This is a genomic window from Metabacillus rhizolycopersici (genome assembly GCF_020075705.1).
This window is the reverse complement of record NZ_JAIQUM010000029.1, coordinates 1-22,027: the sequence shown is the minus strand read 5'-3', so window position 1 is coordinate 22,027 and position 22,027 is coordinate 1. Positions and strand designations below refer to the sequence as shown.

The window sequence follows — 22,027 nt, the reverse complement described above, 5'->3', positions numbered from 1 at the left end:
AAGGTTACTCCTCCCTCATGAATTGATAATGTGCCGAACAGGTTCCTTCTGTTGATACCATACAAGGACCAATAGGGTGAGTGGGAGTACAACCTTTATTGAACAGCACACACTCCTCTGGTGTAATTAATCCTCGAATGATTTCACCACAGCGGCATTTTGTTACTCTCGGTTCCCCTATCGAAATTTTAAACTTCTTTTTCGCATCGTATAGCGCGTATTGTTCTTTAAGCACTAATCCACTTTTTGGGATGGTACCTATCCCCCTCCATGCCTCGTCATGAGTTTCTAAATATTCTTCTATTAAGTTTTGAGCAACTACGTTTCCTTCATCACTTACAACATATGTATAATCATTAAGGATCTTAACCTTTTTTTCCAGCTGAAGATGTAGCAGCTTATAAATCCCACTGAGCAATTGAACGGGTTCAAAACCAGTAATGACCCCCGAAATATCAAATTCTTCCGCTAAATAACGGTAGCTCTGTTTTCCTATAACAATGGAAACCTGACCAGGTAAAAGAAATCCATCAAGTTTTACATCTCCTGAACTAAGAAGGACTCTTAAAACAGGTTCCACCAATTTTGTTGTCATCCATATCGAATAATTCTTTAACTCCTTTCTTGTTGCCTCTCTAACAGCAAGAGCGAGAATTGGAATCGTTGTTTCAAATCCAATTCCTAAAAAAATGACTTCCTTATCTGGATTTTCTTCTGCTATTTTCACACTATCTAACGGAGAGTAAACGACTCTGATATCCTTTCCATCTGTTTTCGCTTTCATTAGGGTAAATTTAGAACCAGGAACACGCATCATATCGCCAAATGTACAAAGAATCGTGTTAGACTCTTCTGATAATTGAATCATCGCATCGATCGACTTTTGATCTGTGACACATACAGGACATCCCGGCCCAGCAATAAGGTGTACATAATCTTTCAATCTAGTTTTTATTCCTGTTTTGGCTAAGGCCATCGTATGTGAACCACATACCTCCATAAATACCGGGATTCTACCTTTTTCTTTTTTAAATTTCTTCGCTAAATCGATAACAGCCTCTACTGACTCACGAGTTAAGGTCGGTTCCGAAAAAAGTTCCATGTTTACCATCTAACACATTCCTCCATTCTTCTATACTTTCCTTGGCAAATTCCTCATCCACTATGGTCATGGCCTGCCCAGCATGGAGTAAAACATAATCATCTATCCTAACCTCTGGAACAAAAAAGATCCCTACATACATCCTCGAACCCATCACATCTACTAGAGCTCTTTGCTCTTCTATTTCAATGACTTTAGCGGGTACTCCTAAGCACAATTGAATTCACCACCTTCATTTTCTTTTGTCATCTTACAACTGATGAGCAGCAATGATGATTTGTCCTAATGATAAGCCTCCATCGTGGCATGGGACATGTTTATGTGTATAGACGTTAAATCCTTCTTTCTGAAGACCTTTTTGAATCTCTCTGGCAAGAAAAACATTTTGGAAGGATCCTCCTGACAGTACAACCGTTCTATTTAGATCAGGTCTGTTTTTCACAACTTTTAAAACCATTTGTACACAGCAAGACATCAATGTGTTATGAAATTTCTGTATGATTGTAGTAATGGATTGTTGTTGAAATTTGTCTTGAATGATTTGATAAATCATAGGAGATAAGTCAAGTTGAATTTGGTTTGGAGTGTGTGTTATTAAATGATATGAATACATCTCCCCTGTACTTTCGAGTTCGGTTCTATTCATATAATCAGATAATTTGATCGCTGCCTCTCCTTCATACGTTGAAATCGAACAAATACCGAGAATGGCACTAATGGCATCAAATAAGCGGCCACATGTTCCAGCCATAGGCGTATTCATCTGATGGACTATCATTTGTTCCATAATGTTTATTTCTTTTAATCTCTCAGGAAAAAGTTTCATACATAATTCTTTTCCCTCTTGCGGCCAGTAATAAAGCAGCATACCAACTGCATTTCTCCACGGTTCTTTCACGGCTTTTTCTCCACCTGGAAGAGGAGTGGATTTCAGGTGAGCCAGTCGTTCAAAAGATTTTGCATCTCCATATAGAAATTCAAACCCCCAAATATTTCCGTATTCTCCATATCCTGTACCATCTAATATAATACCTAAACAAGGTTCGTTAAGACCGTTATCTTCCATACAAGATACATGGTGTGCATGGTGGTGTTGAATGGATATGGTTTTACAATTGAGTTTTTTTGCAATAGAAGTGGATGCGTATAGTGGGTGCTTGTCGACAGCCACATTCACTTCTTTAACCCCTAGAAATTCTTTATAATGATGGAGTTTCTCTTCAAAGGAGGCAATCATTTCTTCGTTTTCTAAATCACCTATATGAGGACTCATAACAATGTTATTCTGTTTTCCAACTGCAAATGTATTTTTTTGGTTTCCTCCTAATGCAATAATATGATCCACATTGGATGTTGTTTTGAGTGGATCTGGAACAAATCCCCTAGCACGGCGTACAAATTGGATATTTTCACCATCACATTGAACAACAGAATCATCAATTGGAAAATCGATTTTACGGTTATGAGTTAATATATAATCACATATGTTTTGTAAATGTTCTAAATGAGCATCTTTATATAAAATGGGCAGACCAGAAGGATTAGCACTCGTCATCACGATACATTCCAATTGATGATGCTCAAATAAAAGATGATGTAGGGGAGTATAAGGCAGCATCACCCCAATAGTCGATAAACTTTGAGAAATATTTGGTGGTAATACTCCCTCTCTTTTTCTTTTTAAAATAACAATCGGCATTTCGGGGCTCGTCAGGAGATCTTCTTCTTGGCTGGAAATATAACAAAGATTTCTTGCCACCTCTAAAGATTTAACCATGATCGCCAACGGTTTCTGTGGTCGTTTCTTTCTAAGTCTTAATTGGTCAACTACCTTCTCTTGATAAGCATCACAAGCTAAATGGAAGCCACCTATTCCTTTAATTGCAACAATTTTTCCTTGTTTGATCAGATCAACCGTTTGCGTGATGGCTGATTGATTTTCAGCCAATGATTTCCCACCTTGGTTATAAAGCGTAACGGTTGGTCCACAATCTGAACAACAAATAGGCTGAGCATGGTGCCGCCGATTCGATGGATCTTCATACTCCACTTCACAATCATGGCACATAGGAAATTCCTTCATTGTCGTATTTGAACGATCATATGGAAGACGATTGATAATCGTATAGCGCGGTCCGCATTGAGTGCAATTAATAAATGGATAGTGAAAACGTCGATTATATGGGTCGTTCATTTCTTCCAAACATTTCTCACAAATCGCCGCATCCGCAGGTATCCAGGGAATAGACCTTCCGTTTTTTCGACTGGGAATAATCGTAAATTCTTTATAATGGGCGAGTGGAATTTGATGAATGTTTATCTCATTAATTTTCGCCAATTTAGGCGGATACCTTTTGATTTCGTCCAACATTTTCTCTAAATTTCCTTCTTGTCCTTCAACCATAATGGTGACACCATTTAGGTTATTTTGGACCGTTCCATTGAGATGATATTTTTTTGAAAGATGGTAGATAAATGGGCGAAAACCAACTCCCTGCACCTTTCCTTTCACGATTACTTTTATGGCTTTGTACATTGACGATAAGCATCCTTTATCCAATTGATCCATTCTTCCATCCCTTCACCCGTTTTTGCGGATAATGCTTTCAATTGCGCTTGTGGGCTAATTTCTTTTAAGTTTCTTATCGCTTCTTCTAAATTGAAAGATACATAAGGAAGGAGGTCGATTTTATTAATGATAGTTACATCTGTACGTCTAAACATGACAGGATATTTCGGAATTTTATCATTTCCTTCAGGGACACTTAAAACCACCACTTTATAATCTTGTCCTAAATCATAACCAGATGGGCAAACTAAGTTCCCAATGTTTTCAATAAAGAGAATATCAATGGAGTCTAGTTCAAAATCTGGTAATGTTTTCGCAATCATTCTTGCATCAAGGTGACATCCTCCTACCGTATTAATTTGAACCGTTTTGACTCCTTGTGAACGTAATCTTTCTGCATCCAGATCCGTTGCTAAATCGCCTTCTATCACAGCCATATGAAACTCATTCATTAAGGCTTTAATCGTTTCTTCCAGTAAAGTCGTTTTACCCGCTCCTGGAGAGCTCATTAAGTTAATGACAAGAGTATGGTTTTTTTTGAACGTTTCTCTATTGAATGCCGCAGCCAAGTTTTGATCTTTTAACACATCTTCTTGTAGCTTGATTTTCACAGTTCATCACTTCCTTCGTATGATTCAACCCTAAAGGTTTCACCGGAAACGAGTAAACAATTTGGTAGTCCACACTTTGGACATAGCGCCATTCTATAGTCGGGTGTAAACTCAAACAGGCACGTTTGACATTTTGCTTTCGCCACTTCACGTATAATATCTAATTTCGTATTTTCATCAAGAATGCCTAATCCTTGTTTCTGAAAATGGAAAAATGCTAACTCTAGAGCATCACGCAGTACATTTGATAAATCACCAACAATCACATCTATTTTATCTACTTTGCTAAAACCATGTAATCTAGCATCTTCAGAAACTATTTTAATAATTTCAGACATAAGCGACATCTCATGCATCCTTAACACCTTCTGTTTCTTTCTCTTAAATGTTTATGCTTGGCTTTATTAAAAAGAACACTTTGTAACGTACCGCTCATGAGCTAGTATAAGCGGCCATAGAAATAAAGGAGATTCATCAGTGTTAACCATTAACACAACCATGAATATTTATGTTCATATAACGCAAAAGAGGCCTCCCATCTGTTCAGAGGTATCGCACTTTTTTACTGTATTTATTAGAATAAGCCTCAAGATTCCAATTTTTCAAAACAGGTTCCCTCGTATTCGGAACCTTTCCCTTCTCTTCCAGATATTTATATGTCGCCTTTAGATTGTGATACCATACATCGAGCCCTGTTTCATCCTCATATCTCGGTTCATAGCCTTCGTTCATTGCAGCAACCTTAATATAAACATCCCGGTAAGAAAATGTCCTGTCAACAACGCTTTCCATTTCTTCATTCCTTTTAAATCTTTCACGCCACTCTTGAACTGAACCTTTTTCCTTTGGCTTTATGTTTCGCTCAAGATGTTTCAGCTGGGATTTTAAACTCATTCAAAATCGGTCCTTTCATATTTCGGTGCTATTCCTGGTTATCAAACATTTTCTCAATCTTGTTCATTCTTTCCGCTAAATTGCCTAATTCCATTGATTTTAAAGCTGTATTCGATGAGGTCGCTATGATTTTGGCTTTATCTATTGTCATTTCTCCATCCTTCAGCAAAATATTAATTACCTTTGCTATCATCCTTCAGACCGGCTTTCTACAATCTCAAATAACATTCCCTTTCTCCAATCGTCTTTCCCCCTTTTGCCTCTGAGCGAACATCATCCAGGACTAGAAGAGAAGATCTATTCCTTTAATATCCCTAAAAATATCTTCTTCAGATTTAGCAGCTCCTTTACGGTAGGTTGTTTTATACATTGATAGCAACTTACCTGTAGTTAAAAATCCTACGGTAGAACCTTTATCTTTTTTTCCTTTTATAGTCCTTCCAATTGCAGCACATAGATGACTTTTTCCTGTTCCAGGATTCCCCATAATTAGTAAGTTATAATGATCACCTGCTAAAAACATTTTTGTATATGTCATCGCGTTTTCTTTAGCTTTTGAAGTAACATCGTTAGTTTTCTCGAAATTCTTAAACCCTGCATCCTTTAAATCTTCCGGAAGGAGAAAATACTCCTTCGTAAGCCTTTCACCAATTGATGCTCTTAATTCTTCTAAGCTTTTTCGTTGATAAACATTGAAAGCTTCCTTATCCCTACAAACTGAGCATTTCATTGTTTCGCTAACTGCATACCAATCATCTTGATTTAACATTCGATAAAATAACCCACTTGCAGTTTCGTCCCCACAACTCGGACAAGGCAATTTATATTGGAATTCCGCTTCAAAATCGTCTCGTTCAGCTAATGTCGGAACTAATTTTTTAGCAGCATCTTTATAAACATCCTCGATTTGCAAAAAACGCTTTATTGCTTTCAATAACCCAACCTCCTAAAAAGGCATTTCCGCCTCTAATTCTTCAATTCGAAGTAATTCTTCTTTTGTTAAGGGTTTTCGTTCCGGCCAATGTTCTGGGAGTTTTGTTGGAATAACTTGAGGACTTTTCTTTTTCGTTTCATTTTCTGACTTTATCTTTACAACCAATTGATCATATTGTTTTCTTAATTTTGATGGAGAAAGAATATTTGCTTTCCAGAAAGAATCCTGTTGACACCAATCGATTAAGTATTTAATTTGCTCTTCAGTTCGATTATCTCTTTCCATCATTATTCGGATATCATTTGACCATTTTTGGAGGTCAGGCTCTTTAAATGCCTCGTTGTTTTTCCTGATGTTATATAAAAGCCTTAATGATAACTGAAAAGGAACACTGTCTTCGTCGTAAGTTTTCGACTATAGCCAAATATTTTGGTGTTTCAATGGATTACCTCACAAAGGGGGATGAAGTTGTTAACTATGATGAATACCAAGTAAATCGCTACAATGAAGACTTTCATCAAATGCTTATTAAAGCTGAACCGAATGTAAGAGAAAAAATATTAAAAATAAATGATCAAATATTCTTTCTAACATTAGAGCATGCCGTCAGTAACCAGGATAATAAAGAGCTAGATCATTTACATGAAATTATTAATTTTATACTTAGAATGAAAAACAGTTTTGGAATGGGGATTAAAAAAGGTGGGTTTTCACCATCGGATAAATATGAACTTTTAAAATTTTTTCTAAAGGAGAAGCAAGAAATTGATAAAACCTTTAATGAACTCTTTGAAATTTATATAGAAAGACGTATTAAATAATTATTTTGCATTTATTTAAAAGTTTAAAATGGATAAATGGGTATGCTCTGAAAATCCCCTAATACTAATAAAGGGGGCCACTAGAATGGCGAAATTTAGACAACGCGGAAAAACTTGGAGTTATCATATTTATTTAGGGCTGGACCCACTCACAAAAAAACGTAAAGAGATATCTAAAGGCGGCTTTAAAACATAACGAGAAGCAAAGGCAGCGGCACGCCTTGTAGAAATAGAAATTCAAAATGGCACTTACCAAAGAATCCGATATGCCTTTCGAGCAATTCTCCCAGGATTGGTTAAAAACGTATAGCCGCAGTGGTGTGAAGATAAGCAGTGTGAGAGCTCGAGAAAAGGAAATGAAGCATTTTACTTCTGTTTGGGGACCTTATCCAATCAGCCGCATTACTAAGAAAATGTATGAAGAAAGGATTCTGGAATTAAACGAAAAATACAGCCAAAATTATATGGATGGTATTCATGCTTGTGGAAGAATGATTTTTGGGAAAGCATTAACTCAAGGGCTGATAAAAAATAATCCTACTGAGGATTTCAAAATGCCTAAAAAACAGAAAAGTGTTGAAGAACTGGAGAAAGCAGAAGAGGATATTGTCTTTCTTGAAAAAGAAGATCTTGCTCATTTTCTTAAATTAGCCTATACAGACGGGCTTGAAATGGATCATCTTGTCTTCACGGTACTTTCCTATATCGGATTACGAATAGGTGAATTATTGGCATTAAAATGGGGGGATTTTAACAAAAAACAAGGTACTATTCGAGTTACTAAAACTCTTTATAACCCTAACAATCATTTTGAAAAATATCAGCTTTTAACGCCAAAAACAAAAGGCTCTGTCCGTACAATCAAGATTGATGAAATGCTGATCAACATGTTAAAAAAGATCCGGTTTAAACAGAATGAGATTAAAATAAAAAACAGCTTTGTTTACCAGGATAACGGATTTATTTTTGCTCGAGAGGATGGGCATCCACAATTAAGAAAAGTTGTTGAGATCCGGCTTAAAAGACTTCTGAAAAAAGCAGAAATAGAAAAGAACATTACTCCACATTCATTTAGACATACCCACACTTCATTATTGATTGAAGCTGGAGTTGGCATTAAAGAAATACAACAGCGACTAGGACATACAGATATTAATACTACAATGAATATATATGCTCATATGACCGCCAATATGGAAGAAAAGGCCTCCCAACAGTTTAGCAAACTGATGAAAGACCTTCTCCTATAGTTAGCTTTTTTGTCATTAGTTGCCGTGTTTTTTATAAAACGAGGACAAGAAAAGCATATTATCATTTTAGACGTTGATATAACAAGGTTTTAAAACCCTTATTACATCATGCCGCCCATTCCACCCATGCCGCCCATGCCGCTCATATCAGGCATGCCGCCACCTTCTTCTGGCTTGTCAGCGATAACAGCTTCAGTTGTTAAGAACATAGCTGCTACAGAAGCTGCGTTTTGTAGTGCAGAACGAGTTACTTTCGTTGGGTCAACGATACCAGCATCGATCATGTTTACCCATTGACCGTTAGCAGCGTTGAAGCCAATGCCGACTGCTTCGTTTTTCAAGCGCTCAACGATGACAGAACCTTCAAGGCCTGCATTGTGTGCGATCTGACGAACTGGCTCTTCAAGTGCACGAAGAATGATGTTAACACCAGTACGAGTGTCGCCTTCTTCTTCAATTGCAGCTACTTTGCTATATACGTTCACTAGAGCCGTACCACCACCAGCTACGATACCTTCTTCTACTGCAGCACGAGTAGAGTTAAGAGCATCTTCGATACGTAGTTTACGCTCTTTTAATTCAGTTTCAGTTGCAGCTCCAACTTTGACAACTGCTACACCGCCAGCTAATTTAGCTAAACGTTCTTGTAATTTTTCTTTGTCAAATTCAGAAGTTGTTTCTTCTAATTGAGCACGAATTTGGTTTACACGGCTTGCGATTTGTTCAGTTTCTCCAGCACCTTCAACAATTGTTGTATTTTCTTTTGTTACAACAATTTTAGAAGCGCGGCCTAATTGATCGATCGTAGCAGATTTAAGGTCTAAACCTAAATCTTCAGTGATTACTTCACCACCAGTTAAGATCGCAATATCTTCAAGCATTGCTTTACGGCGGTCACCAAAGCCAGGTGCTTTAACAGCTACTGCATTAAATGTTCCGCGAAGTTTGTTCACTACTAAAGTAGCTAACGCTTCACCTTCTACATCCTCAGCAATTAATACTAGAGGCTTACCTTGTTGAACAACTTGCTCTAATACAGGTAAGATTTCTTGAATGTTTGTGATTTTTTTATCAGTGATTAATACGTATGGGTTTTCAAGAACTGCTTCCATTTTGTCAGAATCAGTTACCATATATGGAGATGCATAACCACGGTCAAATTGCATACCTTCTACTACTTCTAGTTCAGTAGAGAAGCCTTTTGATTCTTCGATTGTGATAACACCGTCATTACCAACGCGTTCCATTGCTTCAGCAATTAATTGACCTACTTCTTCATCAGCTGCAGAGATTGCTGCAACTTGTGCAATAGATTCTTTGCTTTCGATTGGTTTTGAAATTGCTTGTAGCTCTGCTAATGCAACAGCAACAGCTTTTTCGATTCCTTTACGGATAACCATTGGATTAGCACCAGCTGTTACGTTCTTTAAACCTTCGCGGATCATCGCTTGAGCTAAAACAGTTGCAGTTGTTGTACCGTCACCCGCAACATCGTTTGTTTTGCTAGCTACTTCTGCAACAAGTTTAGCACCCATGTTTTCGAATGCGTCTTCTAATTCGATTTCTTTCGCAATTGTAACACCGTCATTTGTAATTAAAGGAGAACCGAATTTCTTTTCTAAAACTACGTTACGGCCTTTAGGTCCTAATGTAACTTTTACAGCATCTGCTAATGCGTCAACACCACGAAGCATCGAACGACGAGCTTCTTCGCTAAATTTAATATCTTTTGCCATTTTTACACGACCTCCTCAAGTTTTTAACAGTTTTCTAAAAGAATTCCCCTTCCTCAATCGAGTGCAGGGCGTAGCCCAACGATAGGGAGGGGATAAATTTTGGTAGGCTTTAGCCTAAAGCTTTTGAACACAAATATAATGTGTTCCTCCTTTTTTAGGAGTAGTTACCCTTCGCCAATGTTGGTAAGACTTTGCGGTAAAACCGCCAAATCAGGTTGACCGTTCCTACCCATTCAGAACTATTACAGAGCCTACACAGAGCAACGGACTAGGGTATCATCCGAGGGTGTGATAACCAAACCAACGTAGTTTTCGTAAAACTTAGGCTAGACAACTAAAGGCTTTTTCAAGCCCCCACTTCAAGATTCGTTAGAATCTAAGTGGTGGGTAGTTGACGTGTATTCTATGATATGTGTGCTGTCCGAATTATCCGATAACAGCTAAAATGTCGTTTTCACGTAAAATTAAGTATTCAGTACCTTCATATTTCACTTCTGTACCAGCATATTTTGAGAAGATGATACGATCGCCTTCTGCTACTTCAAGTGCTACTTTTTCTCCGTTGTCTAATACACGGCCTGTACCAACAGCTACTACCTTGCCTTCTTGTGGCTTTTCTTTCGCACTATCTGGAAGAACGATACCGCTAGCAGTTTTTTCTTCTGATTCAACTAACTGGATAATAACGCGATCACCTAATGGCTTTAACAAGTGAAACACCCTCCTCAAATTCTTAAAAAATGATTAAATCTTCCTTTTTGTTAGCACTCTCTGTCATCGAGTGCTAACACAATTATTATATTATATAAGATTTCTTCCAATTTCAAGTATGAAGTTAAAATTTTTTTTAATCTTTCAATAAAATTACATTCAACTTAGAAACCTATTCATCCATGTATGATAAACCGAGATTTTCGACAGATTAAAATTCCCTTCTAACCACTGTTGGCTACCTAGATTTATTTTAATCTTTACGCGCAGAAATCCCCCACCCGTCTTTTTGTTTCTTTTAAACCACATGGTAAGGGTTCTGTTGCTCATTAAATTGACCTCAATAATTGCTTCCGCACATACACGTTCTCTTCTTATCCACATTACGAAATTTTAATTTTCATAGTTTACAGTAAAAAGTCACATTCTATCTAATACATTGTTTGTCCTTATTGGAGAACATATTTTGCTTAGTTCTAAATAGTTATCACTCATATGTTCATCAAAAGGTATGTTACAATAAGGTTTAATAAAATTCATTTCTCTATCTTTGTTCTTGCTATCTTTTTCGTTTTTTATACATAAAAAGGAAAATCAGAGTAGAACAATTTACTAATGAGGGAGGCTTATATGAGAGCGCGTTATTGGTTTATTTTATTAACATATGTGCTAATGCAACTATCAGGAATTGTTGGGATTGGTATATTGGATCGTTTACATATAGGAGAAACAATGACGGAAAGATTTTCCTATTGGACAATCTTTAGCTTTACACTTGCGTTTATTATTATTCTCTTTTTACTACGAAATGACCGTAAGGATGAGAGAACGCTTCTGGGTGAACCATCATCAGCTGCCGCTTCGATCGGTTGGGCAATTGGAGGTGTCTTTTTGGCCATTTTTGCACAAACCTTTGCAGCCAATATTGAAATAAATGTATTTGGCGTTGAAGCTGGTTCTGAAAATACCGAAATGATTGTGAATGTGATTAAGGTAACACCTCTAGTAATCATTGTAACCTCAATTTTTGGGCCTATTTTAGAAGAGATTATCTTTCGAAAGATACTCTTTGGTGTGATCTATTCGAAAACAAACTTTATCATTGCTGCTCTAATTAGTTCACTCTTTTTTGCCCTCTTACATGGCGAGCCCCAGCATCTACTTTTATATGCATCAATGGGCTTTACGTTTGCATTCCTATATGTAAAAACAAAACGAATCATCGTGCCTATCTTCGCACATGTAGCGATGAACACAATGGTTGTCATCATTCAAACAGTTTTTGCTGATGACATTGAAAAAATGATGAACCGATATGAAGGAATGCAACTTGAACAACAAGTGCAAGTAATTATTGGAGGATTTTTAACATGAGAACTCGTCCTAATTCTATGGGATTTTTTTATTTAACGATGGGCTTGCTGTTTACCTATTTAGCGATTAACAGTGCCGAAAATGGAGTCCTGTCTTTTCCCACCATCGTCTTAATGCTCATTGCAACCTTTGATATTGGGGTTGCGATTAGAATGTTTACATTCTCTATAAAAATGAAAAAAATCAAAACCAAGAAATGAGACTGATCAACCAGTCTCATTTTTTGTATTATAGGAAACTAGAAAATTCTTGTACTGTGGATAAGCGCACTGCATCCAGCTCCAACGCCTAGCCCCTCTTGGGTCTAAGCCACTTTTGAATTGAAGGTAAAAAACACCTTCTATTCAAAAGTGGCTTATTTGCCCGAGGCTGTTCAAGGCGCTTCCGCTTTTGTTCCATTTTCTTCTTCGAAACGTAGCTTCTGTGCTTTTCGATAAGAGATACGTGATACCCAAATGCTAATTTCATACAGAATAAACAATGGGATTGAAACCAATAAATGTGAAGTTAACTCAGGTGGTGTAATTAACGCAGCTATCACGAGCAGAACGAAGTATGCGTATTTTCTTACTTTTGATAGGAACATTGGGGTAACAATTCCTAGCCTAGTAAGAAACATAATAACGACAGGTAACTGAAAAAGTAAACCAAATGGGATCGTCAACTGTAATAAGAAAGAAAAGTATTCATTTATTCCAATGACTTGATTAATTTCTAAATCATTTGAGATTCTTTCCATAAAATCTACGACAAACGGAAACAAGATAAAATATGAAAAGGAAATACCTGCAAAAAATAGCATAAGTGAGAGTGGAATATAGCTTAACGTTACACGTCTTTCCTTTTCATACAAACCTGGACTAACGAACGACCAAAGTTGATACAAAATAACAGGTGACGTTATGACCAATGCAATGATAAACGCAAATTGCATGTATACCATTAAGGGATCTGTTAAATTAAAGGCATTTAATGTTAGATTCTTCGCTTCATCTGTTTGCTGCAAATAAATAATAATCGGTCTTGAAAGCAAAAAGCCAGCTATAATTGCTATAACAAAGAAAACGACGATAATAACGAGTCGTTTTCTTAGCTCTGTAATATGTTCAATGACCGACATATCATTATGTTTCATATCGGATTCATCCTATCTTACTTGACTTCTTCCTTCTTAACTTCCTTTTTTACTACTTCATCTTCATCATCTGCTAAACCTTTTGTAGCATGCTTAAATTCACGTAAGGTATTACCAGCTGCTTTTCCTAGCTCTGGTAATTTCTTTGGTCCAAAAATAAGTAATGCTACAAATACGATTAATAAAAGGCTTCCGATTCCTATAGGCATCGATTTCACCTCCCTTAATAGTTATGATTTATCTTCATTTGGATAATGCTTTAAAAAGTAAACAAGTGATTGAAGCTCCACTGCTAAATCAATATGATGTATTCTGATATCATCTGGAACAGTTAACCGAGCTGGGGTAAAGTTTAAAATCCCCTTAATCCCCTTCGTTATCAACCGATCTGTAATAGACTGAGCAGCCGGTGCAGGTACGGTTAAGATCGCAACTGTTACATCGTCTGGAAGATTTTCCTCAAGATCATCTAAATGAAAGACAGGTATACCACCTATGTCAGTTCCGACTTTCTCGTTATCAACATCAAATGCAAGTGAAATAACTGTATTATTATTCTTTGTAAAATTATAATGCAAAAAGGCTGTCCCTAAGTTCCCTACACCAATTAAACATACCTTTGTTGTTTCATCTTGATCTAGTGTTTTTCTAAAAAATGAAATTAAATAATTCACATTATACCCATAGCCCTTTTTTCCAAGCGCTCCAAAATATGAGAAGTCCCTACGAATAGTTGCAGAATCTACCTTTACTGCATCACTTAACTCAGCTGATGAAACACGCTGCTTCCCAGATGAGTGTAGGTTTTTCAAAAAACGATAGTACAAAGGCAATCTTTTAGCAGTTGCCTGTGGTATTTTAGATTGTTCTATATTCACTCTTTCGCCTCACATTCTTACAAAACAAATATGTTGTTTTCACACACCGTTTCAGATGGAGGAAAAATGGAGAAAGTCTACATTCCCAGCTCCTAATAGGGGATGGAATGAGTAAGTACTACATGATATTCTTGTCGCAAAATGAATCATTTTTTGCCAACACTGTCTCTGTAAAGAATAAATTAGAGGGATTCCCCCTCTTTCTTCACACATTAGTGCAGTCATGTGTCTTTCCTTAAGAAGTCTCCATTTTTGCCACCAGTTTTTTCAACTAAATAGGTTGGTCCTATGACCATACCTTTATCCACAGCTTTACACATATCATAAACAGTCAGTGCTGAAACACTAGCTGACGTTAACGCTTCCATTTCCACACCTGTGCTTCCTTTTGTTTTGACTGTCGAAGTAATCAAAAGGACAAATGTACTTTCTGTAACATTCCATTCAAACTCAATATCGACACCTTTAATTGGAATAGGGTGGCACATTGGTATGACATTTGACGTCTGTTTAGCCGCCATTATTCCTGCTACCTGGGCAACTGATAGAACATCACCTTTGCCAATTTCATGATTGGTAATTTTTCTATATACCTCTTCGGTTAGTTCGATACTTGTTTTTGCCTTTGCTGTTCTAACCGTTGTTTCCTTTGCAGAGATATCAACCATTTTTGCTCTGCCTTGATCATTAAAATGGGTAAATTCAGACATATACAAATCCCCTTCTACCTAGACTATACACTATTTTTAAAAATCTGTCTGTCTTGTTATTGTAACAAATTATTAAATTTATGCCTTTCCTCCTACTTATCAATAGAGCAGGAACACTTTCTTAGAGCATATGATATTGTTTCTTTGGTTGCCCATAAGTCCCTATTAAGCTAAACTTAAACCATTAATAGGGGTGAATACAATGATATTGTTGCAAATAAATCAACTTAGTAAATATTTTGGCGCTGATCCTATTTTATCGAATATTAAGCTAGAAGTACAAACTAGAGATAAGATTGCCATTGTAGGGCGTAATGGAGCTGGAAAGTCTACACTTTTAAAAATCATCTCCGGGGCCATGTCTTATGATTCAGGAGATATTATAAAACCGAAAGATGTCACACTAGGTTACTTAGCTCAGGATACAGGATTAGAATCACACTTATCAATTTGGGAAGAAATGAACTTAGTCTTTAAAGAGCTCCAATCAATGGAAAAGGACATGCGCAATGTAGAGCAAAGGATGGCGACAGTCGATCCTGCTAAAGAACCACAAAAATTTGACCAGCTATTAAAGGAATACGATACCTTGCAAGTGAAATTTAAGGAAAATGGTGGTTACCAATATGAAGCAGATATCCGCTCTGTTTTGCATGGTCTTGGATTTAGCACTTTTGATCCAAACACAAAGATTTCCTCATTAAGTGGAGGTCAAAGAACCCGACTTGCATTAGGTAAATTACTATTAACTAGCCCTGACTTATTAATATTAGATGAACCTACGAATCACCTAGATATTGAAACATTAACATGGCTTGAACAATATTTACAAAACTACGATGGAGCTATTTTGATCGTATCACATGACCGATATTTTTTAGATAAAATCGTCACACAAGTATATGAGATTAGTCGTCATACAAGTACAAAATACATCGGGAATTACAGCGACTACTTAAAATACAAAGCTGACAACTATGAAAAAGAGCTCAAATCCTATGAAAGGCAGCAGGAAGAAGTGGCTAAGCTGAAGGACTTTATTCAACGAAATTTAGCACGTGCTTCAACAACTAAGCTTGCCCAAAGCAGAAGAAAAAAATTAGAGAATATGGACCTAATGAACAGACCATTAGGTGATGAAAAATCAGCTAACTTTCGATTTGATATTGAAAGGCAAAGTGGAAATGATGTTCTAAAAGCAACTGATATTTCGGTCTCATATGATTCCGTACATCCAGTCATCTCAAACATTTCCTTTTCTATTTCGCGTGGAGATAGCATTGCCTTAGTGGGTCCAAACGGAATTGGTAAGTCAACACTACTAAAATCAATTGTCCAAAAGCTTGACTCCTTAACTGGAACTTTCTCCCTTGGCTCACATGTTCAAATCGGCTATTATGACCAACAACAAGCTGATCTTACTTCAAATAAACGAGTATTGGACGAGTTATGGGATGATTATCCAGAGAAGACAGAAAAAGAGATTCGAACTGTCCTAGGAAATTTTCTATTTTCAGGTGACGATGTCTTGAAGCCAGTTTCGGCTTTAAGTGGTGGAGAAAAGGCAAGAATTGCTTTATCAAAGCTCATGCTTCAAAATGCCAACTTTCTCATACTAGATGAACCTACAAACCATCTTGATTTAGACAGCAAAGAAATCTTAGAAAATGCGTTAATTGATTATCCCGGAACAATCCTATTTGTTTCACATGACAGGTATTTTATTAACAGAATCACTACAAAAGTTTTTGAGCTTTCAAGTAGAAAATTGAACGAATATTTAGGTGACTATGACTATTACCTCGAGAAAAAAGAGGAGCAATTAGAGCTAGAACGTTTAGAGCAGGAGGCAGATGACCGGTCACTTCCTCATAAACAAAATTCAGCTAGCTCACAACAAGAAAGTAAGCTAACTTATCAACAGGAAAAGGAACTAAAAAAGCTTGAAAGACAAAAACAACGAAGAATTGAGGAGATTGAGGCTGAAATCGCGAATTTAGAGGAAAAGATTGAACATAATGAATCCCTCCTCTGCGACCCTGAAATCTACCAAAATCATGAAGAGGTCCAAAAAATTAATACTGAAAATGAACTTCTTCAATCACAGCTTGAAAATTTAATGAATGAATGGGAGAATCTACATTAGAAAAATGTTGATTAGAACAAAAGCGCAAGCGCCTTGATCAGCCCCGACAAGCATAAGACGATCAGGAATAGAAGGTGTTCTTTACCTTCAATTCATGCGTAGCTTATGACCTCTAGGGGCTAGGCGCTGGAGCTGGATGTCTTACACTTATCCACAGTACAAGAATTTTATAATTACGCTAAACGACGATAAAAACAGCGAATAGCCTCGCTGTTTTTTATTATTATTGATCTCTACTAGTAAATATCACATTATTCGACAATCTTTTTATTATCCTCATTGGTAATTTAATTTATGGGGATAATTTTTGTGTTTTATCCACAGTGAAATCTCTTAATTTCCAACATATCAACAGACTTATACACATTATCCACATAATTATGTGGAATTATCCTAGTTATCCACAAAGACTAATAGGCCTGATATAACAGGTTTCTTTGATACTTTTACACAGTTCTACAAAAATCGTGTATATTCTGTGGATAACTATCTCCACAAAAATAAAAAGCTTTCGAATATTCGAAAGCTTAATACGATGATAACTCAAGTCCAGGATTTGCATTTAAAGCTAAGTCACTTCTAATACCTTTTTCAAATAAAACGCTACCTGCAGCAGCAATCATTGCTGCATTGTCTGTACATAAGGATAACGGCGGGATACATAGCTGTAAATTTTCCCTCGAGGAAAACCTTTCTTCTAAGGCCGTCCGTAAGCCTCTATTAGCTGCAACACCACCAGCTAATAACAGCTGTTTCACTTCATATTTATCCACAGCCTGCGCTGTCTTTGTGACTAAAACATCGATAACACTTGCTTGAAAACTAGCAGCAACATCTTTTGCCTCAAACTCTATTCCTTTTTGCTTTGCATTATGAAGGGTATTAATGACAGCAGATTTGAGCCCACTGAAACTAAAATCAAATGAACCTTCACCTAACCATGCTCTCGGTAAATCAATGTTTGATTCACCTTCATGTGCTAAGCGATCAATATGTGGCCCACCAGGATACGGAAGGCCTAATGTCCTAGCCACCTTGTCATATGCTTCCCCTGCAGCATCATCTAACGTTTCACCGATCACTTCAAAGCTAGCATGATCTTTCATATAGACAAGCTCTGTATGCCCACCTGATACAACTAAGGCGAGTAATGGAAATTCTAGCTCAGTAATCAAACGATTTGCATAAATATGACCTGCGATATGATGCACACCGATCAGCGGAATCCCCTGAGAAAATGCCAAAGCCTTCGCAGCATTTATTCCAGTTAATAAAGCACCAACAAGACCAGGACCTTCTGTCACCGCAATTGCTGATATATCCTCAAATCCTAGTTTTGATTGCTTCATTGCCTCTTCAAATACAATTGTTAGTTGTTCGACATGGTGCCTTGACGCAATTTCCGGGACAACGCCCCCAAATCTCTTATGACTTTCAATTTGTGAAGCTACTACATTTGCTACAATTTCTCGACCATTTTTAATAATCGCTGCAGCTGTTTCATCGCAGCTTGTTTCAATACCTAAAATATATTGATCTGTCTGTTTCATACTAAATTCACCCACATTACTAAAGCATCCTCTAGATTATCTGTATAATAGCCTTTTCTTATTCCGCCAGGTTCAAAACCAAGCTTTTTGTAGAGAGATTGTGCGATATGATTTGATACTCTTACTTCTAAGGATAACCGTGTGGCACCCATTTCTTTACTTAACTGCAGTGAAAATGTTAAGAGCGATTCACCAATTTTCATCCCTCGATATTCAGGGTGTACCGCAATATTGGTAATCTGTGCATCATCCATTATCACCCATAGCCCGCAATATGCGACAACCTTTTCATCACAAACTACTACTACATACTTTGCAAATAAATTTTGCTCAAGTTCATAGGAAAGTGACTCCTTTGACCAAGGGGTAGTAAATGACAGTAGTTCGATTTCATATACTGCTTCAATATCTTCTCTTTGCATCTTTCTGATTGTAAACCTTTTATCCAAATTCCCCACCATCTTACTTTTGCTGTTCAAGCCATTTTGCCTCTGCTTCTGCTAGTCGGATATAATTTGGAACAAGTGAATGAACATCTGATGTTTCTTTCCCGAGCCCCATCATCCCTAGCTCGCTAGGTCTTGGGTTATTTAAAACTACTTGTGCAAGTTCACTCTTGTTTCCTAACAAGCGATGTATCGTTTCTTTATGAATTTCTACATCATTACCAACAAATAAAACCTTTTTATTTTTCGCTTCAAGCATAGTAAGCCAATCACTCAATAAAATATTTTGATCCTTCTCAATTGTTACTAATCCTTCGTCCGTATACTCATATAAACCTGTATATACTTGACCTCTTCTCGCATCGAAAAGCGGAGATATGTACCCCGGAAAAAATCTTCCATTTGCAGCTAACACTTCTAAACTAGAGACTCCGACGATTGGAATTTGAAGAGACCATGCCATCGTTTTTGCAATCGATACACCAATACGGACACCCGTATACGATCCAGGACCAGTAGCAACGACAATCTTATCTAATTGTTTTGGACTTAGATCACAATCACTTAATAATCGTTCAATTGCTGGCATTGCTCTGACGGAATGGTTCTTCTTTAAGTTTGTAATATATTCGCCGATTACCTTTTCCTCATCGACAACCGCTATTCCAAGTACATTATTTGTTGTATCAATTGCTAATGCTTTCATTCCTTAACTCCTTACATATATCAATATAATGAGAACCATATGGAGTCATCGTGATTTTCCTTGTTGAATCATCTACATAAAAGATTTGTATGTCCAATCGATCACTTGGTAATTGGTCCTCGATAAGATGTGCCCATTCTACGACTGTAATCCCATCTCCATGGAAATACTCATCAAAGCCCAAATCTTCATCGGCATCCTCTACACGGTAAACGTCCATATGATATAAAGGCAACCTCCCACCTTTATACTCCTTAATAATCGTAAAGGTCGGACTGTTTACATTTTTCTTAATTCCAAGACCTGATGCTAATCCTTTTGTAAATGTAGTTTTTCCTGCGCCTAAATCACCTTCAAGCGTCAACACATCACTTTTTTCAACCATCTCTGATAACTTTTTTGCAAGTTTTAATGTCTCTTCCGCACTTTTTGTAAAAAAAACATATTCTTCCACTATAATTCACCTAACTTATCCTTTAAAGTGGTTATACCCAGACTTTTCAAGGAAAATCATTTCTAAATTTTCCTTCACTAGTTGCACACTAGAATGGCTGCTAGTTACCGATCCAATTTTAGTAATCTTAATTGATTGTTCATCACATGCCATTTTTAATTTATCCCATGATTCAGCTGAGGTTGTTCCAACTAATTCGAAATCTTCTCCGCCATATAGAAACCACTTAGTTATATCGTTGGACTTCTTCAATTCACTTAAGGCTTCACTTATAGGAATGTCGGCCTCGTTAAATGTTATGCCCAATTGACTTGCTTCCACAATTTCATGTAGTTCACTAGCTAATCCATCACTAATATCATTTAATGATGCTCGGTCCAGCGTAGCAATGATTTGTCCAGCCCTAACTCGTGGAGTTGGCCGTTTATGGCGGTTTATAAGATACTCTTTATGAGCCTTATTATCGACGGCCAGCTGACTTAATAAAATAGCCAATCCAGCGGAAGAGTCACCTATACTACCTGTAACAAAAACAACGTCATGCTCCTTCGCTTTACTTCTAAGCGTCTGTACATGGGCTTCTACTTCCCCAATAACGGTAACTGTTACAACGAGTTTATCTGCTGTTGATACCGTATCACCGCCTATTAAATCCATCTCATATTCATCAGCTAGCTCGTACATCCCATGATAAAGTTCTAAAAGATCCTGTTCCGCCCAATTTGAAGGGATGGCAATAGAAACTAAATAGTAACGAGGAATTGCCCCCATAGCGGCAATATCACTTATATTCACAGCCAGCGCTTTATAACCGATTTCCTCTGGAGTAGATGCGTGCTTTAGAAAGTGTACACCTTCTACCATTGTATCAACACATACCACCTGATTTTTATGCCTCGAAGGTTTATAAACAGCTGCATCATCACCAATGCCAACTACCACATTAGGTTGAAAAATACGTTTTGGTTGCAATTTATCTATAAAATCGAATTCATCCATTTATTTCTCCATCATGATTTATTTAGTAATGAGATTATGAAAAAACCTTAGGAATTGTTTTCCTAAGGAGTTCGCTCTATTTCTAGTTTATCTTATACTGACACTCCCACAACTAAAGCGGTGGGGTTCTGAAAAACTCTTGCTTCTCTTTATTCGTACATGTACTAAATACATTCACACACTCTCACTCAATAGAATGGACGGCTTGGGAATAAAGAACTGACATTAATAAACAAAGTTTAAAGGTTTAATCAAAACTTTCACAGCCAAAGCAACCTCTGTTGCCATTAGCGACTGTATTCGGTAGGTCACACCGAGAACGTTGAAGATTTTACCTAGCAGACGTTCTTCCTGCTAGAACTCCTATCTTCAGTTTTCAAAGAACTGTTTATAGGGGAATTATACCATATTCAAATGCTTGATGTACAAAACGTACATTCGATACTTTATCTGTACACCGCGTTTGAGCGAAAATTCCTCCCATGTCTAAAGATGGTCTACGACCTACATGGGCTTCCTTTTAGCAAATTCTGTAATAGTTTATCCAAGTTTTACTTGTTCTATCTTACTATTTAAATAAATTTAGTGGATTGTAAAGTGCTATTGATTCTTACTGATTCGTTTTTCAAATGAGTCAAAATAAAAAACGACATAAAAAAAACGAAACATCTTTGTTTCGTAACCAATCTAAATATGGCGGTCCGGACGGGACTCGAACCCGCGACCTCCTGCGTGACAGGCAGGCATTCTAACCAACTGAACTACCGGACCATTTGGTTGCGGGGACAGGATTTGAACCTGCGACCTTCGGGTTATGAGCCCGACGAGCTACCGAACTGCTCCACCCCGCGATAATAAAATTCTATAATGAAACTACCTGGCAACGTCCTACTCTCACAGGGGGAAACCCCCAACTACCATCGGCGCTGAAGAGCTTAACTTCCGTGTTCGGCATGGGAACGGGTGTGGCCTCTTCGCCATCATTACCAGATAATTTATTA

The 22,027-nt window shown here is 37.2% G+C and carries 26 protein-coding genes, 2 tRNA genes and 1 rRNA gene; 6 read left to right on the top strand and 23 right to left on the bottom strand.

The genetic code is table 11. The features are described from left to right. Positions 1 to 4: 4 nt before the first annotated feature. The 9 genes from hypD to K9V48_RS13690 form a co-directional block, all read right to left on the bottom strand. A complete protein-coding gene (hypD, locus tag K9V48_RS13725; protein ID WP_224139540.1) occupies positions 5 to 1,111 on the bottom strand; it encodes a hydrogenase formation protein HypD in 1,107 nt (368 codons plus the stop codon). Continuing rightward, a complete protein-coding gene (locus tag K9V48_RS13720; protein ID WP_066333622.1) occupies positions 1,068 to 1,319 on the bottom strand; it encodes a HypC/HybG/HupF family hydrogenase formation chaperone in 252 nt (83 codons plus the stop codon). The genes hypD and K9V48_RS13720 overlap by 44 nt, the downstream gene beginning before the upstream one ends. A gap of 33 nt (positions 1,320 to 1,352) precedes the next feature. Then, positions 1,353 to 3,671 (bottom strand): carbamoyltransferase HypF, encoded by a 2,319-nt coding sequence (gene hypF / locus K9V48_RS13715; RefSeq protein ID WP_308012578.1) that lies wholly within the window; start codon positions 3,669 to 3,671, stop codon positions 1,353 to 1,355. Next, the gene (gene hypB / locus K9V48_RS13710; RefSeq protein ID WP_224139539.1) at positions 3,623 to 4,282 is read right to left on the bottom strand and encodes a hydrogenase nickel incorporation protein HypB; all 660 of its coding nucleotides are present in this window, start codon (positions 4,280 to 4,282) and stop codon (positions 3,623 to 3,625) included. The genes hypF and hypB overlap by 49 nt, the downstream gene beginning before the upstream one ends. After that, positions 4,279 to 4,638, bottom strand: coding sequence for a hydrogenase maturation nickel metallochaperone HypA/HybF (locus tag K9V48_RS13705; protein ID WP_224139538.1), 360 nt, complete (start codon positions 4,636 to 4,638; stop codon positions 4,279 to 4,281). Before K9V48_RS13705 ends, hypB begins: the two co-directional genes overlap by 4 nt. A gap of 187 nt (positions 4,639 to 4,825) precedes the next feature. Then, positions 4,826 to 5,176: a hypothetical protein gene (locus K9V48_RS13700; RefSeq protein ID WP_224139537.1), complete on the bottom strand. Its 351-nt coding sequence runs from the start codon at positions 5,174 to 5,176 to the stop codon at positions 4,826 to 4,828. Between the two features lie 28 nt (positions 5,177 to 5,204). Further along, positions 5,205 to 5,327: a hypothetical protein gene (locus tag K9V48_RS29075; RefSeq protein WP_263432826.1), complete on the bottom strand. Its 123-nt coding sequence runs from the start codon at positions 5,325 to 5,327 to the stop codon at positions 5,205 to 5,207. A gap of 132 nt (positions 5,328 to 5,459) precedes the next feature. After that, entirely contained in the window at positions 5,460 to 6,110 is a 651-nt protein-coding gene (locus K9V48_RS13695; RefSeq protein ID WP_224139536.1) for a hypothetical protein, read from the bottom strand. A 12-nt stretch (positions 6,111 to 6,122) separates the two neighbouring features. Next, complete coding sequence (locus K9V48_RS13690) at positions 6,123 to 6,464, bottom strand: phage replication protein O (protein WP_498043126.1); 342 nt, start codon at positions 6,462 to 6,464, stop codon at positions 6,123 to 6,125. Between the two features lie 17 nt (positions 6,465 to 6,481). On the opposite strand from K9V48_RS13690, the gene K9V48_RS13685 reads away from it, so the two are divergent. The 3 genes from K9V48_RS13685 to K9V48_RS13675 all read left to right on the top strand — a co-directional run bounded on the left by K9V48_RS13685 (position 6,482) and on the right by K9V48_RS13675 (position 8,181). Next, positions 6,482 to 6,931 carry a hypothetical protein gene (locus K9V48_RS13685; RefSeq protein ID WP_224139535.1) on the top strand — a complete coding sequence of 150 codons (450 nt, stop codon included), beginning with the start codon at positions 6,482 to 6,484 and terminating at the stop codon, positions 6,929 to 6,931. An 85-nt stretch (positions 6,932 to 7,016) separates the two neighbouring features. Continuing rightward, the gene (locus tag K9V48_RS13680) at positions 7,017 to 7,127 is read left to right on the top strand and encodes an Arm DNA-binding domain-containing protein (protein WP_224139534.1); all 111 of its coding nucleotides are present in this window, start codon (positions 7,017 to 7,019) and stop codon (positions 7,125 to 7,127) included. 46 nt (positions 7,128 to 7,173) lie between these two features. Then, positions 7,174 to 8,181 (top strand): tyrosine-type recombinase/integrase, encoded by a 1,008-nt coding sequence (locus K9V48_RS13675; protein ID WP_224139533.1) that lies wholly within the window; start codon positions 7,174 to 7,176, stop codon positions 8,179 to 8,181. Positions 8,182 to 8,282: 101 nt separating this feature from the next. Here K9V48_RS13675 and groL read toward each other — a convergent pair whose 3' ends face one another. Next, positions 8,283 to 9,917 carry a chaperonin GroEL gene (groL, locus tag K9V48_RS13670; RefSeq protein WP_224139532.1) on the bottom strand — a complete coding sequence of 545 codons (1,635 nt, stop codon included), beginning with the start codon at positions 9,915 to 9,917 and terminating at the stop codon, positions 8,283 to 8,285. A 426-nt stretch (positions 9,918 to 10,343) separates the two neighbouring features. Next, the gene (gene groES / locus K9V48_RS13665) at positions 10,344 to 10,628 is read right to left on the bottom strand and encodes a co-chaperone GroES (protein ID WP_224139531.1); all 285 of its coding nucleotides are present in this window, start codon (positions 10,626 to 10,628) and stop codon (positions 10,344 to 10,346) included. A 630-nt stretch (positions 10,629 to 11,258) separates the two neighbouring features. Between groES and K9V48_RS13660 the strand changes: the two genes are divergently transcribed. Further along, complete coding sequence (locus K9V48_RS13660; protein WP_224139530.1) at positions 11,259 to 12,002, top strand: CPBP family intramembrane glutamic endopeptidase; 744 nt, start codon at positions 11,259 to 11,261, stop codon at positions 12,000 to 12,002. Continuing rightward, positions 11,999 to 12,202 (top strand): YdiK family protein, encoded by a 204-nt coding sequence (locus tag K9V48_RS13655; RefSeq protein WP_224139529.1) that lies wholly within the window; start codon positions 11,999 to 12,001, stop codon positions 12,200 to 12,202. Before K9V48_RS13660 ends, K9V48_RS13655 begins: the two co-directional genes overlap by 4 nt. A gap of 173 nt (positions 12,203 to 12,375) precedes the next feature. On the opposite strand, the gene tatC is transcribed toward K9V48_RS13655, so the two are convergent. From tatC to moaC, 4 genes are all read right to left on the bottom strand, one after another. Next, on the bottom strand, positions 12,376 to 13,137 hold the full coding sequence (gene tatC, locus K9V48_RS13650) for a twin-arginine translocase subunit TatC (RefSeq protein ID WP_224139528.1): 762 nt from the start codon (positions 13,135 to 13,137) through the stop codon (positions 12,376 to 12,378). A gap of 17 nt (positions 13,138 to 13,154) precedes the next feature. Next, positions 13,155 to 13,346 carry a twin-arginine translocase TatA/TatE family subunit gene (locus K9V48_RS13645; protein WP_224139527.1) on the bottom strand — a complete coding sequence of 64 codons (192 nt, stop codon included), beginning with the start codon at positions 13,344 to 13,346 and terminating at the stop codon, positions 13,155 to 13,157. 21 nt (positions 13,347 to 13,367) lie between these two features. Further along, complete coding sequence (locus K9V48_RS13640; RefSeq protein ID WP_224139526.1) at positions 13,368 to 14,015, bottom strand: redox-sensing transcriptional repressor Rex; 648 nt, start codon at positions 14,013 to 14,015, stop codon at positions 13,368 to 13,370. Positions 14,016 to 14,236: 221 nt separating this feature from the next. After that, complete coding sequence (moaC, locus tag K9V48_RS13635) at positions 14,237 to 14,725, bottom strand: cyclic pyranopterin monophosphate synthase MoaC (protein WP_224139525.1); 489 nt, start codon at positions 14,723 to 14,725, stop codon at positions 14,237 to 14,239. Positions 14,726 to 14,927: 202 nt separating this feature from the next. Here moaC and K9V48_RS13630 point away from each other — a divergent pair, with 202 nt between their 5' ends. Then, complete coding sequence (locus K9V48_RS13630) at positions 14,928 to 16,871, top strand: ABC-F family ATP-binding cassette domain-containing protein (RefSeq protein WP_224139524.1); 1,944 nt, start codon at positions 14,928 to 14,930, stop codon at positions 16,869 to 16,871. Between the two features lie 527 nt (positions 16,872 to 17,398). Here K9V48_RS13630 and tsaD read toward each other — a convergent pair. From tsaD to rrf, 8 genes are all read right to left on the bottom strand, one after another. Further along, complete coding sequence (tsaD, locus tag K9V48_RS13625) at positions 17,399 to 18,421, bottom strand: tRNA (adenosine(37)-N6)-threonylcarbamoyltransferase complex transferase subunit TsaD (RefSeq protein ID WP_224139523.1); 1,023 nt, start codon at positions 18,419 to 18,421, stop codon at positions 17,399 to 17,401. Then, on the bottom strand, positions 18,418 to 18,870 hold the full coding sequence (gene rimI / locus K9V48_RS13620; protein ID WP_368858293.1) for a ribosomal protein S18-alanine N-acetyltransferase: 453 nt from the start codon (positions 18,868 to 18,870) through the stop codon (positions 18,418 to 18,420). The genes tsaD and rimI overlap by 4 nt, the downstream gene beginning before the upstream one ends. 13 nt (positions 18,871 to 18,883) lie before the next feature. After that, positions 18,884 to 19,573 carry a tRNA (adenosine(37)-N6)-threonylcarbamoyltransferase complex dimerization subunit type 1 TsaB gene (tsaB, locus tag K9V48_RS13615; RefSeq protein WP_224139522.1) on the bottom strand — a complete coding sequence of 230 codons (690 nt, stop codon included), beginning with the start codon at positions 19,571 to 19,573 and terminating at the stop codon, positions 18,884 to 18,886. Next, positions 19,554 to 20,027 (bottom strand): tRNA (adenosine(37)-N6)-threonylcarbamoyltransferase complex ATPase subunit type 1 TsaE, encoded by a 474-nt coding sequence (tsaE, locus tag K9V48_RS13610; protein ID WP_224139521.1) that lies wholly within the window; start codon positions 20,025 to 20,027, stop codon positions 19,554 to 19,556. Before tsaE ends, tsaB begins: the two co-directional genes overlap by 20 nt. A gap of 15 nt (positions 20,028 to 20,042) precedes the next feature. Then, positions 20,043 to 21,026 carry a thiamine-phosphate kinase gene (gene thiL, locus K9V48_RS13605; RefSeq protein ID WP_224139520.1) on the bottom strand — a complete coding sequence of 328 codons (984 nt, stop codon included), beginning with the start codon at positions 21,024 to 21,026 and terminating at the stop codon, positions 20,043 to 20,045. Positions 21,027 to 21,720: 694 nt separating this feature from the next. Next, a tRNA-Asp gene (locus K9V48_RS13600) sits at positions 21,721 to 21,797 on the bottom strand. A gap of 3 nt (positions 21,798 to 21,800) precedes the next feature. After that, positions 21,801 to 21,877, bottom strand: a tRNA-Met gene (locus K9V48_RS13595). A 24-nt stretch (positions 21,878 to 21,901) separates the two neighbouring features. Next, a 5S ribosomal RNA gene (gene rrf / locus K9V48_RS13590) occupies positions 21,902 to 22,017 on the bottom strand. Between the last annotated feature and the right edge of the window lie 10 nt (positions 22,018 to 22,027).

Coding starts and splice junctions, on each gene's coding strand:
- K9V48_RS13660 (WP_224139530.1), top strand. CDS start 11,259: ATGAGAGCGCGTTATTGGTTTATTTTATTAACATATGTGCTAATGCAA.
- moaC (WP_224139525.1), bottom strand. CDS start 14,725: ATGTCTGAATTTACCCATTTTAATGATCAAGGCAGAGCAAAAATGGTT.
- K9V48_RS29075 (WP_263432826.1), bottom strand. CDS start 5,327: ATGACAATAGATAAAGCCAAAATCATAGCGACCTCATCGAATACAGCT.
- K9V48_RS13700 (WP_224139537.1), bottom strand. CDS start 5,176: ATGAGTTTAAAATCCCAGCTGAAACATCTTGAGCGAAACATAAAGCCA.
- K9V48_RS13645 (WP_224139527.1), bottom strand. CDS start 13,346: ATGCCTATAGGAATCGGAAGCCTTTTATTAATCGTATTTGTAGCATTA.
- K9V48_RS13705 (WP_224139538.1), bottom strand. CDS start 4,638: ATGCATGAGATGTCGCTTATGTCTGAAATTATTAAAATAGTTTCTGAA.
- K9V48_RS13655 (WP_224139529.1), top strand. CDS start 11,999: ATGAGAACTCGTCCTAATTCTATGGGATTTTTTTATTTAACGATGGGC.
- groL (WP_224139532.1), bottom strand. CDS start 9,917: ATGGCAAAAGATATTAAATTTAGCGAAGAAGCTCGTCGTTCGATGCTT.
- K9V48_RS13685 (WP_224139535.1), top strand. CDS start 6,482: ATGATAACTGAAAAGGAACACTGTCTTCGTCGTAAGTTTTCGACTATA.
- K9V48_RS13630 (WP_224139524.1), top strand. CDS start 14,928: ATGATATTGTTGCAAATAAATCAACTTAGTAAATATTTTGGCGCTGAT.
- hypD (WP_224139540.1), bottom strand. CDS start 1,111: ATGGTAAACATGGAACTTTTTTCGGAACCGACCTTAACTCGTGAGTCA.
- K9V48_RS13680 (WP_224139534.1), top strand. CDS start 7,017: ATGGCGAAATTTAGACAACGCGGAAAAACTTGGAGTTATCATATTTAT.
- thiL (WP_224139520.1), bottom strand. CDS start 21,026: ATGGATGAATTCGATTTTATAGATAAATTGCAACCAAAACGTATTTTT.
- K9V48_RS13675 (WP_224139533.1), top strand. CDS start 7,174: ATGGCACTTACCAAAGAATCCGATATGCCTTTCGAGCAATTCTCCCAG.
- tsaD (WP_224139523.1), bottom strand. CDS start 18,421: ATGAAACAGACAGATCAATATATTTTAGGTATTGAAACAAGCTGCGAT.
- tsaB (WP_224139522.1), bottom strand. CDS start 19,573: ATGAAAGCATTAGCAATTGATACAACAAATAATGTACTTGGAATAGCG.
- tatC (WP_224139528.1), bottom strand. CDS start 13,137: ATGAAACATAATGATATGTCGGTCATTGAACATATTACAGAGCTAAGA.
- hypF (WP_308012578.1), bottom strand. CDS start 3,671: ATGGATCAATTGGATAAAGGATGCTTATCGTCAATGTACAAAGCCATA.